The organism is Sporolactobacillus pectinivorans (genome assembly GCF_002802965.1).
Taxonomy (GTDB): Bacteria; Bacillota; Bacilli; order Bacillales; family Sporolactobacillaceae; genus Sporolactobacillus; species Sporolactobacillus pectinivorans.
Genome location: NZ_NXGA01000001.1, coordinates 3655359 through 3671353, shown reverse-complemented (window position 1 = coordinate 3671353; position 15995 = coordinate 3655359). Strand labels below are relative to the sequence as shown.

16 protein-coding genes and 1 riboswitch are annotated in these 15995 nt (G+C 49.6%); of the genes, 15 read left to right on the top strand and 1 reads right to left on the bottom strand.

All coding sequences use genetic code 11. The annotated features are described in order from the left end of the window. Window positions 1–283: 283 nt before the first annotated feature. The 15 genes from COP04_RS17950 to purD all read left to right on the top strand — a co-directional run bounded on the left by COP04_RS17950 (window position 284) and on the right by purD (window position 15397). Window positions 284–1603 carry an NCS2 family permease gene (locus tag COP04_RS17950; protein WP_100489277.1) on the top strand — a complete coding sequence of 440 codons (1320 nt, stop codon included), beginning with the start codon at window positions 284–286 and terminating at the stop codon, window positions 1601–1603. A 160-nt stretch (window positions 1604–1763) separates the two neighbouring features. Then, window positions 1764–2042 (top strand): hypothetical protein, encoded by a 279-nt coding sequence (locus COP04_RS17945; RefSeq protein WP_100489276.1) that lies wholly within the window; start codon window positions 1764–1766, stop codon window positions 2040–2042. 86 nt (window positions 2043–2128) lie between these two features. Then, window positions 2129–2365, top strand: coding sequence for an NETI motif-containing protein (locus COP04_RS17940; protein ID WP_100489275.1), 237 nt, complete (start codon window positions 2129–2131; stop codon window positions 2363–2365). Between the two features lie 72 nt (window positions 2366–2437). Then, window positions 2438–2539: riboswitch (purine riboswitch) on the top strand. A 188-nt stretch (window positions 2540–2727) separates the two neighbouring features. Continuing rightward, a complete protein-coding gene (purE, locus tag COP04_RS17935) occupies window positions 2728–3186 on the top strand; it encodes a 5-(carboxyamino)imidazole ribonucleotide mutase (protein WP_100489745.1) in 459 nt (152 codons plus the stop codon). Beyond that, complete coding sequence (gene purK / locus COP04_RS17930) at window positions 3183–4334, top strand: 5-(carboxyamino)imidazole ribonucleotide synthase (RefSeq protein ID WP_100489274.1); 1152 nt, start codon at window positions 3183–3185, stop codon at window positions 4332–4334. Before purE ends, purK begins: the two co-directional genes overlap by 4 nt. Continuing rightward, a complete protein-coding gene (gene purB / locus COP04_RS17925) occupies window positions 4331–5629 on the top strand; it encodes an adenylosuccinate lyase (protein WP_100489273.1) in 1299 nt (432 codons plus the stop codon). The genes purK and purB overlap by 4 nt, the downstream gene beginning before the upstream one ends. A gap of 50 nt (window positions 5630–5679) precedes the next feature. Then, entirely contained in the window at window positions 5680–6390 is a 711-nt protein-coding gene (gene purC, locus COP04_RS17920) for a phosphoribosylaminoimidazolesuccinocarboxamide synthase (RefSeq protein ID WP_100489272.1), read from the top strand. After that, window positions 6387–6635, top strand: coding sequence for a phosphoribosylformylglycinamidine synthase subunit PurS (gene purS / locus COP04_RS17915; protein ID WP_100489271.1), 249 nt, complete (start codon window positions 6387–6389; stop codon window positions 6633–6635). The genes purC and purS overlap by 4 nt, the downstream gene beginning before the upstream one ends. Beyond that, window positions 6632–7324, top strand: a complete 693-nt coding sequence (purQ, locus tag COP04_RS17910; protein WP_100489270.1) for a phosphoribosylformylglycinamidine synthase subunit PurQ — start codon at window positions 6632–6634, stop codon at window positions 7322–7324. Before purS ends, purQ begins: the two co-directional genes overlap by 4 nt. Continuing rightward, a complete protein-coding gene (gene purL / locus COP04_RS17905) occupies window positions 7305–9527 on the top strand; it encodes a phosphoribosylformylglycinamidine synthase subunit PurL (RefSeq protein WP_100489269.1) in 2223 nt (740 codons plus the stop codon). Before purQ ends, purL begins: the two co-directional genes overlap by 20 nt. After that, window positions 9503–10930 (top strand): amidophosphoribosyltransferase, encoded by a 1428-nt coding sequence (purF, locus tag COP04_RS17900; RefSeq protein WP_100489268.1) that lies wholly within the window; start codon window positions 9503–9505, stop codon window positions 10928–10930. The genes purL and purF overlap by 25 nt, the downstream gene beginning before the upstream one ends. 11 nt (window positions 10931–10941) lie before the next feature. Then, window positions 10942–11982, top strand: a complete 1041-nt coding sequence (gene purM, locus COP04_RS17895) for a phosphoribosylformylglycinamidine cyclo-ligase (RefSeq protein ID WP_100489267.1) — start codon at window positions 10942–10944, stop codon at window positions 11980–11982. After that, the gene (purN, locus tag COP04_RS17890; protein ID WP_100489266.1) at window positions 11972–12541 is read left to right on the top strand and encodes a phosphoribosylglycinamide formyltransferase; all 570 of its coding nucleotides are present in this window, start codon (window positions 11972–11974) and stop codon (window positions 12539–12541) included. The genes purM and purN overlap by 11 nt, the downstream gene beginning before the upstream one ends. Before the next feature lie 17 nt (window positions 12542–12558). Next, window positions 12559–14103, top strand: a complete 1545-nt coding sequence (gene purH / locus COP04_RS17885) for a bifunctional phosphoribosylaminoimidazolecarboxamide formyltransferase/IMP cyclohydrolase (protein WP_100489265.1) — start codon at window positions 12559–12561, stop codon at window positions 14101–14103. Between the two features lie 25 nt (window positions 14104–14128). Beyond that, the gene (purD, locus tag COP04_RS17880) at window positions 14129–15397 is read left to right on the top strand and encodes a phosphoribosylamine--glycine ligase (protein WP_100489264.1); all 1269 of its coding nucleotides are present in this window, start codon (window positions 14129–14131) and stop codon (window positions 15395–15397) included. Between the two features lie 147 nt (window positions 15398–15544). On the opposite strand, the gene COP04_RS17875 is transcribed toward purD, so the two are convergent. After that, complete coding sequence (locus tag COP04_RS17875; protein WP_100489263.1) at window positions 15545–15976, bottom strand: GNAT family N-acetyltransferase; 432 nt, start codon at window positions 15974–15976, stop codon at window positions 15545–15547. Between the last annotated feature and the right edge of the window lie 19 nt (window positions 15977–15995).

Below are 15995 nucleotides of genomic sequence, written 5' to 3'. Positions count from 1 at the left end.
GGGACAAATGATTAATTCCGAACAATTATCTTTTTAGTACATTTCAATGTTCGCCATTTGATTGACTGAGCCACATCTTCACTGTTATAATAGGCGAGAGAAAAGTGTTTTACTTTCTCGATCATTGTTTCCAAAGTTTTTCCATTGTCATTGTAGAGTTATTTCATCAAGCCTTTATACTGCGTTCAAACTTCGGGCTTTTCTCTTAATTCTTTATTGCTTCGATAACTATGGAAAAATGGCAGGAACTGATCGGGAGAGCGGCACAAAGAGGAGGATTATTGTGAAGGAAAATTGGTTATCCCGCTACTTTCAGTTCTCAGAACTGAATACGACATTGGGACGTGAATCGCTGGCCGGGCTGACGACGTTTATCGCGATGGCATACATATTATTTGTCAACCCGTCAGTGCTGGCTAGCGCAGGAATGGACCCGAAGGCAGTTTTCACAGCGACGGCGCTTGCCAGTGCGTTAGGCTGCCTGATTATGGGCATTGTTGCAAAATATCCGATTTCGATTGCACCGGGCATGGGCGTTAATGCCTTCTTTGCTTTTTCTGTTGTTATCGGCATGAAGGTTCCATGGCAGACTGCTCTTGCTGGCGTGTTTATTGCCTCGGTCATTTTCTTTCTGATCACCATTTTCAAGATCCGCGAAATGATTATTGACGCTGTTCCACAGGATCTCAAACTGGCGATGGCTGCCGGTATTGGGCTGTTTATTGCATTTATCGGCCTGCAGCAAGGCGGACTGATCGTTAAGGATCCGAGTACGCTGGTTAAATTTAATCAGCTGACTGCTGGCACGACCTGGCTGACCATTTTTGGCCTGCTGGTCACTATTATATTGATGGTTCGGAAAATTCCAGGTTCGGTTTTCATCGGGATGGTTTTGACATCTATTCTCGGAATGATTTGCGGCCTGATCAAGCTCCCGACACAGATCATCTCACCGGCGCCGAGCCTTGGCCCGACATTCGCCGTAGCTATCAGGCACGTCACTGACATTAATTCGGTACAGCTGGCCATTGTTGTTCTTACGTTCCTGCTGGTGACTTTTTTCGATACCGCTGGCACACTGATCGGACTTGCACAGCAGGCCGGTTTTATTAAAGATAATAAAATGCCGCGTGTCGGACGGGCACTGCTGGCGGACTCAACGTCAATGCTTGTCGGTTCGATATTAGGCACATCTCCGACCTCTGCCTATATCGAATCTTCCACAGGTATTGCCGTCGGCGGACGTTCCGGGTTTACAGCGGTTGTCACCGGCATCCTTTTCCTGGTTGGCCTGCTCTTCTCGCCGCTGCTTGCAGTAGTGACTTCTCAGGTGACCGCTCCGGCGTTAATCATTGTTGGTGTACTCATGGCTTCGTCGCTGAAACAGATTGAATGGGATAAATTTGAAATAGCTGTACCGGCATTTCTGACCGTTCTAGGCATGCCGCTGACTTACAGCATTTCCGATGGTATTGCGCTTGGATTTATTACTTATGTTATTACAATGGTATCTGCCGGAAAATGGAAAAAAGTTCATCCGATTGTTTATATTCTGTTCGTTGTTTTCCTTATCTTCTTCTGGGCACTGTTCATAAAGCAATGATCGAAAATTAATCTGTACAAATCATTTTGATATTGCTGTTCAAAATCCCTTCTCTAATAACTGGAGAAGGGATTTTTTAATGGCGAAAGAAGCAGGCTGCATATCTTGCTCTGATCAAAGCCAAGATAAGAATAACTGAATCAAAAGGACGTGATTTCTGATGATTGCTCTGGTTGTGGCCGTTCTATTCTGGCTGGCCGGTTTCATTCTGCTTGCTGCCGGTTTTGTTTTTACCGGAAAACTCAAATCGGTGGGTAAGCATTTGCTGGAACATGCCGATCATGAGAAGGGAAAAGACAATTCAGCAAGCATTGCTTTGACCATTGAAGGCAAAATTGTGGAATATATTCCCGGGTATTTAATTCACGTGGCGACCGGAATAACAGGCTCTTTGTTAATTGTACTTGGCTTTGTCGCACTGGCATTTTACACACAATGAGCCGAATGTTTTAAATGATGGCTGCCCCGGACCTGACAAGTTGTTATAATTAATATTATTGCTAAGTTTCGGTGGGGGAAGCGAGATTGAAAAATAAAGAAAAGGATTCAAGGGATAAGGGACAGCAGCCAGCGAAAAAAACATTTATCGTTGGTGAAAATGAATCGCTAGACGCATGCCTTGAGCGAATGAAAAAAGAAGGATACCGTCCGGTCATGCGTGCCAGCCGCCCAATTTTCCGTGAAGGAAAATCGGGACCGGAAGTTATTGGAAGGTATTGCATCATCGAAGGGCGTTTAAATGTTACAAAAGGCGAACAATAGATCGTTAATGTTAAATTAATGTTCGATTATTGGGTTGACACATTTTGAATAATACTGATATGATTGGAGTATCAAAAAAGAAAAGCGAACCCTCATATATTTTTGGGAATATGGCCCAACTGTTTCTACCTGGCGACCGAGAATTGCCGGACTATGAAGGGAAAATAAGGACGTTTTGTTTTGTGGACCGCTGCCCGCGGTTTGTGGACCAGACGGTTTGTTTTCTCTTTTTAAAGAGAGAATCAGCTGTTCTGGGCTTTTTTATGTCTGGATTTGTAAAACATTCAGAGAGTGCCCTATGACTCTTTGGACAGCTTTATTGAGGAGGCAGTATTGTGAGTAACAGAGCAGTTGGTGTTGTGATGGGAAGCAGTTCGGATTGGGAGACGATGAAAAACGCCTGCACGATTCTGGACGCTATGGAAATACCGTATGAGAAAAAAGTTGTTTCAGCACACCGCACGCCGGATCTGATGTTCCGGTATGCCGAGACAGCCAGAGAACGCGGTTTGAAAGTGATTATTGCGGGTGCGGGCGGAGCGGCGCATCTGCCGGGCATGATTGCGGCAAAGACAACATTGCCGGTAATCGGCGTCCCGGTACAGTCACATGCGCTAAACGGCATGGATTCTCTACTGTCGATCGTGCAGATGCCTGCCGGGATTCCTGTGGCAACCGTTGCTATTGGCAACTCAGGTGCAACAAATGCCGGCCTTCTTGCAGCACAATTTCTGTCGGCATTCGATGCGTCACTGAAAGAAAAACTCGACAACTACCGTGAATCGCTGGAACTGAAAGTAAAGGAAAGTGATTTAAAGTGAAGCAGAAGACCATTTTGCCGGGACAGACAATAGGTATTCTTGGCGGCGGCCAGCTGGGGCGGATGATGGCGATTGCAGCGAAACAAATGGGTTATCGTATTGCCGTTCTTGATCCGGCGGAGGATTGTCCGTGCGCACAGGTTGCCGATACAGCAATTGTCGCCGGATATGATGATCCGGAAGCAGCGAAAAAAATGGCGGAATGTGCGGACGTTGTGACCTATGAGTTTGAAAATGTCGAGGTAAAAACAGCTGATTATCTGCAGGAACACAGCTATTTGCCGCAGGGTTGGCATCTGCTTGAAATCACAAAGGACAGGCTTAACGAAAAGGCAGCCATTAAGGAAGCCGGGTTGCCGGTTGTTCCCTACCTGCCCGTCAGAAATAGCGAGGAATTGAAAACGGCGATTGCTGAGATTGGGTTTCCCTCCGTACTGAAAACGACGGAGGGCGGCTACGACGGAAAGGGACAGTATGTGCTGAAATCAGAGGATGATTTGCAGGCGGCCCTTCCGCATATCGGCAAGACGCCGTTTGAACTTGAAAAATGGCTTCCTTTTGAAAAAGAAATTTCAGTCATTGTTGTCCGCAGCACGACCGGAGAAACATCGGTTTTTCCGGTTGCTGAAAATATACATCGGCATAATATCCTGCATCATACGCTAGTGCCGGCGAGAATATCGGACGCGCTCCGCGAAGAGGCGACGCAGCATGCGCTTCATCTGGCGGCAGCCCTTCATCTCGTCGGCACACTTGCTGTCGAAATGTTTGTCGGCACTGACGGCAAGGTGTATGTCAATGAGACAGCACCCCGCCCGCATAATTCCGGGCATTTCTCAATCAATGCTTGTAATACGTCACAGTTCGAGCAGCATATCCGTGCCATCTGCGGCCTGCCGCTCGGCAACGCAGCGCTTCTGAAGCCGGTAATCATGGTCAACATTCTAGGCGAACATGTTCAGCCGATTTTGGATAAGATTTCGATTTTGTCGGACGCGCACCTCCATCTGTATGGCAAGGATGAAGCGCGGACAGGCAGGAAAATGGGTCACCTGAACATCCTTGGTGACACGGTGCAGGATGCCATCAGCAAAGCAGAGAGATTAGGAATATGGAAAATCGAACAGGAAGTGGGTCGTAATTCATGATTGATCGTTACACTCGCCCGGAAATGGGCGCGATCTGGACGGAAGAAAACAAGTACAAAGCCTGGCTAGAAGTTGAAATTCTTGCTTGCGAAGGCTGGTCCGAAATTGGTGAAATTCCCAAGGAGGATTGCAAGAAACTCAGGGAAAATGCAACATTCACTGTCGAACGCGTGCACGAGATCGAACAGATCACACGCCATGATGTCGTTGCTTTTACCCGCACGGTTTCGGAGTCGCTTGGCGCTGAGAAGAAGTGGGTTCACTATGGTTTGACATCGACGGATGTTGTCGACACGGCTCAGTCTTATTTGCTCAAACAATGCAATGATCTTTTATTAAAAGATATTGAACATTTTGTTGAAGTGATCCGCGAGAAAGCGAAAAAATATAAAAATACAGTCATGATGGGCAGAACCCATGGCGTTCACGCTGAACCGACCACTTTCGGTCTGGTGATGGCGCTCTGGCACGAAGAAATGAAGCGTAACCTTGCCCGTTTTAAGGATGCCGCCGAAGATATCCGTATCGGCAAGTTGTCTGGTGCAGTGGGCACCTACGCGAATATCGACCCGTCCGTTGAAAAATATGTGTGCGAACATCTCGGATTAAAGGCTTCACCGATTTCTACCCAAGTGTTGCAGCGTGACCGCCACGCGCATTACATGGCGACACTGGCTCTGATCGCGACCTCGATTGAAAAATTCGCTGTTGAAATCCGCGGCCTGCAGCGCTCGGAAATCCGCGAAGTGGAAGAAGGCTTCGCAAAGGGCCAGAAGGGCTCTTCATCAATGCCGCACAAGCGCAACCCGATTGGTTCCGAGAACATGTGCGGAATGGCGCGCGTGATTCGCGGCTATATGATGACCGCCTATGAAGATGTTCCACTCTGGCATGAACGCGATATCTCGCATTCATCCGCAGAGCGCGTGATCCTTCCGGATGCAACCATCGCTCTTGATTACATGTTGCACCGCTTCGCGAATATTCTTGAAAATCTGACGGTATTCCCGGAAAACATGCGCCGTAACATGAAGCGGACATTCGGGCTTCCATTCTCTCAGCACGTGCTGCTCGCATTGATTGAAAAAGGCCTGAGCCGTGAAACTGCCTACGATATTGTCCAGCCGAACGCGATGAAATCATGGGAAACCGAAACACCGTTCAGAGAATTGCTTGAGAAGGATACTCGTGTCACAGACAATCTTTCACCGACGGAACTTGATGCCTGCTTTGATGAAACGTATCATCTGAAAAATGTCAATCTGATTTTTGAACGCCTCGGCCTGAATGACTGATTCTTATTTCAGAACTGATTAGCACATCCTATTAAAAAGAGGTAGAAACCATGAGCGAGTTACTGTATGAAGGCAAAGCCAAAAAAATGTTTTCAACGGACGATCCCAATGTCCTGCGTGTGGAATACAAAAATGACGCGACCGCTTTTAACGGCAAAAAGAAAGCCGTTTTCCCGGGCAAGGGTAAACTTAACAACGCCATCTGTACAAAAATTTTTCATGTCCTTCAGGAAAACAATCTGCCGACGCATTTCATTGATAAAATTTCTGAAACGGAGCAGCTGGTCAAAGCGGTATCGATTATTCCGATCGAAGTGGTGATCCGCAACATCGTTGCCGGCAGTCTGGCCAAACGCTTTGGTCTTGACGAAGGCATTTCACTCGGAAAAACGATTATCGAATTTTATTACAAAAGCGATGAACTGGGTGATCCAATGATCAATGACGATCACGCGCTGGCTCTGAAAATTGCCAATGAAGAGGATCTGGTTGGCATTCGCCGCCAGGCACTCAAGGTCAATGAAGTGCTTCAGAATCTTTTCTCGGAAGCGGGCATTCTGCTTGTCGATTTCAAACTGGAATTCGGCAAACTGAAATCAAACGGTGATCTGGTGCTTGCCGATGAGATTTCTCCGGATAGTTGCCGCCTCTGGGATAAGGAGACGCATGAGAAGCTGGACAAAGATGTGTTCCGCCGCAATATTGCCGATCTGCCGGAGACTTATGAAAAATTGCTGAGCCGACTGGAGGCTGTCAAATGAAAAAGGTGAAGGTGTTCATTACATTAAAAGAAAGCGTACTTGATCCCCAGGGACAGGCGGTCATGCAGTCGCTGCATAACATGGATTATCGGAACGTGAGAGATGTTCGCATCGGAAAGTATATTGAACTTGAGATGGAAGACTCGGCGGACGTGGCGGAGCAGGTCGACGCAATCTGTGACAAACTGCTGGCCAACACAGTGATTGAAAACTATCGCTATGAAATCGAGGAGGAACACTTGTGAAAACCGCGGTCATTGTTTTTCCAGGATCGAACTGTGATCAGGACATGTACTACGCGATTAAAGACGGGCTCGGCGAAGAAGTGGACTATGTCTGGCATGCGGAAACATCGCTGGATGGCTTTGATGCCGTCATGATCCCGGGCGGCTTTTCCTACGGCGACTATCTGCGGTCGGGCGCGATCGCACGGTTTGCCGGAATCATGCCTGCCGTCATTGAGGCTGCCAAAGCCGGCAAACCGGTGCTTGGCGTCTGCAACGGTTTCCAGATCCTGCTTGAAGCCGGCCTGCTTCCCGGCGCGATGCTGAAAAACAAGCACCTCAAGTTTATCTGTGAAACCGTGAATCTCAAAGCAGAAAATAGCGAAACACTTTTTACTTCTTTATATAAAAAAGATGAAATTATCCACATCCCGATTGCGCACGGCGAGGGCAACTATTACTGCGATGATCAAACATTGCAGGAATTGAAGGACAACCACCAGATTGTCTTCACTTATGACGGTGAAAATCCGAATGGATCGCGTGCGAACATTGCAGGGATCATCAACAAAGCCGGCAATGTGCTTGGGATGATGCCTCATCCTGAACGCGCGGCGGACGCTCTGCTCGGAAGCGATGACGGGCTGCGCCTGTTTCAGTCAATCTTGAACCACTGGAGGGAATCTGCTCATGCCGCTTACACATCTTGAACCGTCACCAGAACAGATTGAACAGGAAAAAATCTATCGGACCATGGGCCTGATGGAGGATGAATACAAGGAAGTCAAAAGGCTGCTCGGACGCAAGCCAAACTATACTGAAACCGGCCTGTTCGCTGTTATGTGGTCGGAGCACTGCAGCTATAAAACATCGAAACCTTTGCTCAAACAGTTCCCTACAAGCGGAAAGCGCGTGCTTCAGGGACCAGGTGAGGGTGCGGGAATTATTGACATCGGCGATGAGCAGGCTGTTGTTTTCAAGATCGAAAGCCATAATCACCCGTCTGCGATTGAGCCTTACCAGGGTGCGGCAACCGGTGTCGGCGGAATTATCCGCGATGTTTTCTCGATGGGCGCGCGGCCGGTCGCCATGCTGGATTCGCTCCGTTTCGGCGATCTGAATAATCCGCGCGTGCGTTACCTGTTCGAGGAAGTTGTCAGCGGCATCGCTGGCTATGGAAACTGCATCGGCATCCCGACAGTCGGCGGGGAGCTGCAGTTTGACAACTGTTACAATGGCAATCCGCTCGTCAACGCGATGTGCGTCGGCATCATGAATCATGAAGATATTCAAGTAGGGCAGGCACGCGGCATCGGCAACACGGTGATGTACGTTGGTGCAAGTACAGGCCGCGATGGCATCAACGGGGCGACATTCGCATCAGAGGAAATTTCGGAGAAATCCGATGAAAAGCGTTCAGCAGTCCAGGTTGGCGACCCGTTTATGGAAAAACTGCTTGTCGAAGCCTGCCTCGAACTGACAAAGCATGAGGCGCTAGTCGGTATCCAGGACATGGGTGCCGCAGGGCTTGTTTCCTCGGCCAGTGAAATGGCTGCCAAGGCAGGTGTCGGTATCCATATGAATCTGGATCTGATTCCGCAGCGCGAGACAAATATGACACCTTATGAAATGATGCTTTCAGAATCGCAGGAACGAATGCTGATTGTGATCAAGAAGGGCAACGAGGAAGAAATCAAAGCGATTTTCGCCCGCTGGGGCCTTCATGCTGTTGCGGTTGGTGAAGTTATCGAAGAAGAAGTGCTGCGCCTGGAACACAAAGGCCAGATCGTGGCCGAAGTGCCGTCCGACGCACTGGCTTCCGCACCGGTTCGCCATATGCCATCGGAAGTGCCGGCAAAATACAAGGCGAATCAGTCGGCGCCCGTATGGATTCCTGAGATTGAAGATTATGCGGTCATGATTAAAAAACTGCTCGTTCAGCCAACGCTGGCGTCTAAAGAGTGGGTCACCCGCCAGTATGACTACATGGTGCAGACGAACACAGTCGTCGCGCCAGGTTCCGACGCGGCGGTGATCCGCGTTCGCGGTACGAAGAAGGGCCTTGCGATGACAACGGACTGCAACGCTAAATATCTGGCGCTCGATCCCCTTGTTGGAGGGAAAATCGCGGTGGCAGAGGCGGCGCGCAATATCGTCTGCTCGGGCGCTGAACCGCTTGGCATAACCGACTGCCTGAACTTCGGTACTCCGGAAAACCCGGAAGTCTTCTGGGAAATGGAAGAATCGGTCAAAGGGATGGCTGAAGCGTGCAAAGTATTGGAAACACCGGTCATAAGCGGCAATGTTTCCCTTTATAACGAAACTGCGCGTGTTGCGATCGATCCGACACCGGTTGTCGGAATGGTCGGCCTGGTTGAAGATCTGGATCATGTGGCAACCGCATCCTTTAAAAATGAAGGCGACGCAGTTTACGTGGTTGGAAAAGCTGCGGCGGAGTTCGGCGGCAGCGCTCTTCAGATCATGCTTGATGGCAAAGCAAGTGGAAAACCGCCGGTGCTTGATCTGGAGCTGGAGAAGAAACGTCAGGCTCAGATCCTTGCGGCGATTACGTCCGGTATTGTTTCTTCTGCTCACGACATTTCTGAAGGCGGGCTGGCGGCAGCACTCGTCGATTCGGTCTTTGGCACGTCACTGGGTGCGGATCTGCATTTCACAACGGATCCTGCGGTTGAGCTTTTCTCTGAAACTCAGTCACGATATCTTATCTCCGTTCCTGAAGCATCGATGAAAACATTTGAATCCGCTGTAGATGGTGCTGTACTTGTCGGCAGAGTGACCCGCAGCGAAAAAATAAATCTTGAATTTACGTCTGTTACTGTCACTTTGAATCGGCTGGAACTCGAAAAAGAGTGGAGAGGAGTCCTGTCATGCATTATGTCGGCAAAGAATTAAATGAAGAATGTGCAGTATTCGGCATCTGGGGACATGATCATGCGGCGCAGCTGACGTACTACGGGCTTCACAGCATGCAGCATCGCGGCCAGGAAGGTGCAGGAATTGCAGTAACTGATGGAAAAAATATTTATGACCACAAAGGCCTTGGCCTTGTGAATGACGTTTTTGACCATGAAAAACTCGAATATCTAAACAATAAAGGTTTTGCAGCAATCGGGCATGTCCGCTATTCAACACAGGGCGGTAATAGCTATGCCAATGTCCAGCCGCTGGTTTTCCGTTCGCAGAAGGATTCGCTGTCCATTGCTCATAATGGCAACCTCGTGAATGCCCATAAGCTGAAGGGGGAACTGGAAGAACGCGGAAGTATTTTTCAGACGACTTCGGACACCGAAGTCATTGCTCACCTAATTAAACGCGATTATGCCGACAGTTTTATTGAAAGCCTGAAGCACGCCCTGTCGGTGATCAAGGGCGCCTACGCACTGACGATGCTGACAGAACACCAACTGATCGCTGCACTCGATCCAAATGGTCTGCGTCCGCTGTCTATTGGCAAATTGGGCAATGCCTGGGTTGTCGCTTCGGAAACCTGCGCGTTCGATCTGATCGGGGCTACTTTTGTACGTGATGTTAATCCCGGTGAGATCGTGATCATTGATAATGAAGGGATACACTCGGAATTTTTCACGAATCATGCCGAACCGGCTATCTGCAGCATGGAATATATTTATTTCTCACGCCCGGACAGTAACATTCAGGGCATTAACGTGCATGCGGCGCGTAAAAACCTTGGCCGGATGCTGGCTCAGGAAGCACCGGTCGAAGCGGATGTCGTCACCGGAGTGCCGGATTCAAGTATTTCCGCTGCAATCGGTTATGCCGAAGCGACAGGTATTCCGTATGAGCTGGGTATGATCAAGAATCGTTATGTCGGTCGTACCTTTATCCAGCCTTCGCAGGAACTGCGAGAGCAGGGTGTAAAAATGAAACTTTCCCCCGTGAGGGCGATTATTGAGGGCAAACGGGTGGTTTTGGTTGATGATTCAATTGTCCGCGGAACGACGAGCCGGCGGATTGTCAACATGATGCGGGAAGCGGGAGCAACCGAAGTTCACTTGCGGATCAGCTCGCCGCCGATTACCCATCCTTGCTTTTACGGAATTGATACGTCAACCTCTTCCGAACTGATCGCTTCGAAACACTCGGTTGAGGAAATCCGTAAAGAAATCGGCGCCGACTCGCTGGTTTACCTGAGTGTTGATGGTCTGATGCAGGCGATCGGCAGAGATCCCGCACTGAAAAACTGCGGCCAGTGCCTGGCATGTTTCACGGGCAAGTATCCGACCGAGATCTATCCGGACACCGTTCTGCCGCATGAAAAAGAGCTGCTTGTCTGAGGAGGATCGAGATGGCCGATGCATATAAAAAAGCCGGCGTGAATGTTGAAGCCGGTTATGAGACAGTTGATCGTATTAAAAAGCATGTCCAGCGCACATTCCGGCCTGAAGTCATTGGCGGGCTGGGTGGCTTTGGCGGAGCGATTGATCTGTCGAAAATGAATATAAAAGAACCAGTACTGGTTTCCGGGACTGACGGGGTCGGGACCAAGCTGATGGTTGCTTTTGCGACGGGCCGCCATGATACGGTAGGTATAGACGCGGTAGCGATGTGTGTCAATGACATTATCACTCAGGGCGCGGAACCGCTCTATTTTCTCGATTACATGGCCTGCGGCGCGCTTAAACCCGAAAAGGCCGAAGCGATCGTCAAAGGGATCGCCGATGGCTGTGCCCGGGCCGGCTGTGCCCTGGTCGGCGGGGAGACGGCGGAGATGCCTGGCATGTATCAGGGAGAGGATTACGATATTGCCGGCTTTGCAGTCGGTGTTGTTGAAAAATCTAAAAGAATTACCGGTAATCAAATCCGGACGGGCGACAAACTGATCGGTCTGGCCTCAAACGGGATTCACAGCAACGGATTCTCGCTTGTTCGCAAACTTGTTGCCGGTGCCGGACTTGATTTTGGCGATGCTTACGCCCCTGAGCCCCGGCTTACGGTCGGAGAAGAACTGCTCAAGCCGACGCGCATCTACGTCAAACCGGTGCTTGAACTGATGAAGTCGGTTGAAGTCCGGGGACTTTCCCACATCACCGGCGGCGGTTTCTATGAAAATGTGCCGCGGATGTTTCCGGAAGGGCTGGGTGCCGAGATCGACACAGCTTCGTGGCCGCTGCCGGACGTGTTCGGCTGGCTGAAGCAGCTTGGTGACCTGGAGACTGACGATATGTTCCATACATTTAATATGGGCATCGGCATGGTACTCGCCGTAGCGCCTGAGGATGAGCGCCCGGCTATGGATAAGCTGAAAACATTCGGTGAAACACCTTTTGTGATCGGCCGTGTGATTGAAAAACAAGGATTGACGCTGGTGAATGATGATGAAGCATAAGATAGCCGTTTTTGCATCCGGAAACGGAACGAATTTCCAGGAGATTATTGAATCAGTCGCCCGCGGTGAAATTGCGGCGACTGTCGCGCTGATGGTCTGTGACCAGCCGGGTGCAGCTGTGATTGAACGCGCGGAAAAGGCCGGTATCGATGTGCTGGTTGTTTCCCGCAAGGATTATCCAACAAAACACGCATTTGAAGAAACAATTGTTGAAGCTTGCAAGCAGCATAATATAGATTTCATTTTTCTCGCCGGCTATATGAAACTGCTCGGTAAAACGCTGCTTGAAGCTTATCCGCATAAAGTCGTCAATATCCACCCGGCGCTGCTCCCCTCTTTTACCGGACTGGACGCCATCGGTCAGGCATTCCGCAAGGGAGTCAAGATTACCGGGGTGACGGTGCACTACGTGGATGAGGGCATGGATACCGGCCCGATTATCGCCCAGGCCGCGGTGCCGGTTAAAGACGGCGATACGATAGACACGCTGGAAGCGCGTATTCACGAAACCGAACACAAACTTTATCCTCAAACGATCGCGAAACTGCTCGCAGAATAATGAAGGGAAGTATCAAAGTGACAAAACGTGCCTTAGTAAGTGTTTCAGATAAAACAGGACTCATCGATTTTGTTAAAAAGTTAGTGGATGCCGGCATTGAAATCATTTCAACCGGCGGGACAAAAAGGGCAATTGAAGCGGCAGACCTTCCAGTCAAGTCGGTCAGCGATGTCACAGGCTTTCCCGAAATCCTCGACGGACGCGTGAAGACGCTCCACCCGGCGATTCACGGCGGACTGCTCGCTGTACGTGACAAGAAAACCCATATGGATGCGATTGCAGAGCACGACATCCAGCCGATTGATTTTGTGATCGTCAATCTCTATCCTTTTAAAGAAACGATTGCGAGACCGGATGTCGCTTATGACGAAGCGGTCGAAAATATTGATATTGGCGGGCCGAGCATGCTCCGTTCGGCGGCAAAAAATCACAAGAGCGTCACTGTTGTCTGTGATCCCACGGATTATGATCAGGTCGCTGAAAGCCTGGATGAAAATGCCGAGGTTCCTTTTGAACTGAAACAAAAACTGGCTGCTAAAGTATTCCGCCATACAGCCGCTTATGATGCGCTGATTGCCGACTACTTTACAAAGCAGGTCGGTGAGGCATTCCCTGAAAAGCTGACGATCACTTATGAAAAGAAGCAGGGGCTGCGCTACGGTGAAAATCCTCATCAGATGGCGGCTTTTTACGGCGAACCGATCGAAAATGAATCGACGATTGCCGCAGCAAAACAGCTGCATGGAAAAGAACTTTCCTATAACAATATTCGCGATGCGGATGCGGCGCTTGGCATTGTCAAAGAATTCAAGGAACCGGCAGCGGTAGCGGTTAAGCATATGAATCCGTGCGGTATTGGGACGGGTAAAACGGTCAATGAGGCATACGACAAAGCCTATGAAGCGGATCCTGTTTCTATTTTCGGTGGAATTGTTGCTCTGAACCGGGAAGTGGACGCGGAACTGGCGGAAAAACTGCACGGTATTTTTCTGGAAATCATCATTGCTCCTTCATACTCTGATGAAGCGATCGCCATTCTTGAGAAGAAGAAGAAAAACTTGCGTCTGCTGCAGGTGAAGATGACGGATGATGCTCAGGATTTTATTCAGTATACATCTGTACGCGGTGGCATGCTCGTACAGGATCTGGATACAAAGGGCTATGAAGATATCAAGGACAATCTGAAGGTTGTTACGGAGCGCAAGCCGACAGAGGAAGAGATGGAGAGCCTGAAGTTTGCCTGGACGATCGTCAAACATGTCAAGTCCAACGCAATTGCTCTTGTTAATCATGGTCGGATGGTCGGCATGGGCGGCGGACAGACGAACCGTGTCGGCGCGGCGAAAATTGCGCTTGAGGAAGCGGGCGAAAAAACAAAAGGGGCAGTTCTTTCCTCTGATGCTTACTTCCCGATGAGTGACACCGTTGAAGTCGCAGCGAAGGCCGGCATCACGGCAATCATCCAGCCGGGCGGATCGATCCGCGACCAGGAATCGATCGACATGGCGAATAAATACAACATCGCCATGGTTATGACCGGTATGCGCCATTTCAAACACTGATTGTTGCTGAGAGGAGACTCGGAACATGAATATTCTGATTGTCGGCGGTGGCGGCCGTGAGCATGCGATGGCATGGAAAGCCGCACAAAGCCCGAAAGTGGATAAGCTGTATGCGGCACCGGGAAGCGACGGCATGGCTTCTGTAGCCGAATGCGTGCCGATTGACGTGATGGATTTTGAAGGGCTCGCTGCTTTTGCTATAAATCATCATGTCGATCTGACCCTTGTCGGTCCTGAGCAACCACTGGTCGGCGGCATCGTCGATTATTTTTTGAAACAGGGGCTGAAGGTTTTCGGACCCTCCAAGGTCGCTGCACAGATCGAAGGCAGCAAGTCTTTTGCCAAAGCGCTGATGGAAAAGTATAAGATTCCGACATCACACTATCAGTCTTTCACAGACTATCAAGAAGCAAGTGATTATCTCCAGAAAGTCGGCGCGCCGATTGTTCTGAAGGCGGACGGACTGGCCGCGGGCAAGGGTGTAATTGTTGCACTGACACTGGCAGAAGCCGAGCAGGGCCTGAAGACGCTGATGAAGGATAAAAAGTTTGCTGAAGCCGGCGCGCGCGTGGTGATTGAGGAATATCTTGAGGGCGACGAGTTTTCTCTGATGGCGCTGGTCAATGGCAGTACAGTAGCGCCGCTCGCGATTGCTCAGGATCACAAGCGCGCTTACGAAGAGGACAAAGGACCGAACACTGGGGGAATGGGCGCTTACTCCCCGGTACCACAGATTTCACAAAAGATTGTGGACGAAGCTGTCCAAACAATTTTGAAGCCGGCTGCTGATAGTATGGTCCTCGACGGCTGCCCGTTCACCGGCGTGCTGTACGCCGGGCTGATGCTGACGAAGAACGGTCCGAAAGTCATCGAATTCAACTGCCGTTTCGGCGACCCGGAGACACAGGTCGTCCTGCCGCGAATGGAATCCGACCTGATTCAGGTCGTGCTGGACATTCTGAATGGCGAGCAGCCTGAACTCTTATGGTCGGATCAAACGGCGGTCGGAACGGTTCTTGCATCTAAAGGTTACCCGGGATCTTATCCCAAGGGCAAGAAGCTTGGAAATTTGGAGGCACTTTCCGATGATGCATTGCTTTTCCATGCTGGTACGAAAAAGTCTGGTGCTGACTGGCTGACTAATGGCGGTCGAGTGCTGCTTGTTACCAGGCTCGGCGACGACCTTCGTGCAGCGCGCGATGCCGTGAATCGCGACCTTGAAAGCATCGCAACCGACAATGTGTTTTTCAGGAAAGACATCGGCCACCGCGCATTGGAAGCGGCAGGAAAGTAACATATAAGAATGGATAATAAAGAACCCTGGCGAAACCAATCCTATTTTCGTCAGGGTTCTTTATCTTTTTCTAATTTAGGCATTTTAAACGGGTGGTCTTTTGAATTTGTTGATAAATCTGCAATGTGGCTTCTGAACAAGCGAAGGTTAATCCAATTTTTTCTTAAACACATAACTGACTTTGTCATATCCCGCCTTTTCCTGATAAAAGCGATGCGCTTCTTTTCTCTGCAAACCACTTGAAAGTGCAATGACCGCATAGCCGTGCTCTCTTGACCATGATTGGACAAAATCGAGCAGTTTTCCTCCATATCCACGTGAACGCTCGGCTTCATCTGTAACTAAGTCGCATACCCAGATAGATCTGCCGTAATATAGTGTTGTCATTGGCATAAATCCGACTATGGAAACGGGCTCTTGCTGTGCGTATAGAGCGAACAGATGATAGTCTTCATGGTGACAGGCTTCATGGACAAGCTTTAAATAAGTTGTTTCATCCAATTGAGTCCGAAGCTGATGCACGACTGGAAAAACGTCACGCCATTCGTCTTCATTTTTCAATTCTTTAATAGAAATCATCTGACCATCTTCCCTTCCT

Bases quoted from the DNA above. Each gene is read 5' to 3' on its own strand.
- COP04_RS17945 (WP_100489276.1), top strand. From the start codon at position 1,764: ATGATTGCTCTGGTTGTGGCCGTTCTATTCTGGCTGGCCGGTTTCATT.
- purE (WP_100489745.1), top strand. From the start codon at position 2,728: ATGGGAAGCAGTTCGGATTGGGAGACGATGAAAAACGCCTGCACGATT.
- purB (WP_100489273.1), top strand. From the start codon at position 4,331: ATGATTGATCGTTACACTCGCCCGGAAATGGGCGCGATCTGGACGGAA.
- purC (WP_100489272.1), top strand. From the start codon at position 5,680: ATGAGCGAGTTACTGTATGAAGGCAAAGCCAAAAAAATGTTTTCAACG.
- purS (WP_100489271.1), top strand. From the start codon at position 6,387: ATGAAAAAGGTGAAGGTGTTCATTACATTAAAAGAAAGCGTACTTGAT.
- purL (WP_100489269.1), top strand. From the start codon at position 7,305: ATGCCGCTTACACATCTTGAACCGTCACCAGAACAGATTGAACAGGAA.
- purF (WP_100489268.1), top strand. From the start codon at position 9,503: ATGCATTATGTCGGCAAAGAATTAAATGAAGAATGTGCAGTATTCGGC.
- purM (WP_100489267.1), top strand. From the start codon at position 10,942: ATGGCCGATGCATATAAAAAAGCCGGCGTGAATGTTGAAGCCGGTTAT.
- purN (WP_100489266.1), top strand. From the start codon at position 11,972: ATGAAGCATAAGATAGCCGTTTTTGCATCCGGAAACGGAACGAATTTC.
- purD (WP_100489264.1), top strand. From the start codon at position 14,129: ATGAATATTCTGATTGTCGGCGGTGGCGGCCGTGAGCATGCGATGGCA.
- COP04_RS17875 (WP_100489263.1), bottom strand. From the start codon at position 15,976: ATGATTTCTATTAAAGAATTGAAAAATGAAGACGAATGGCGTGACGTT.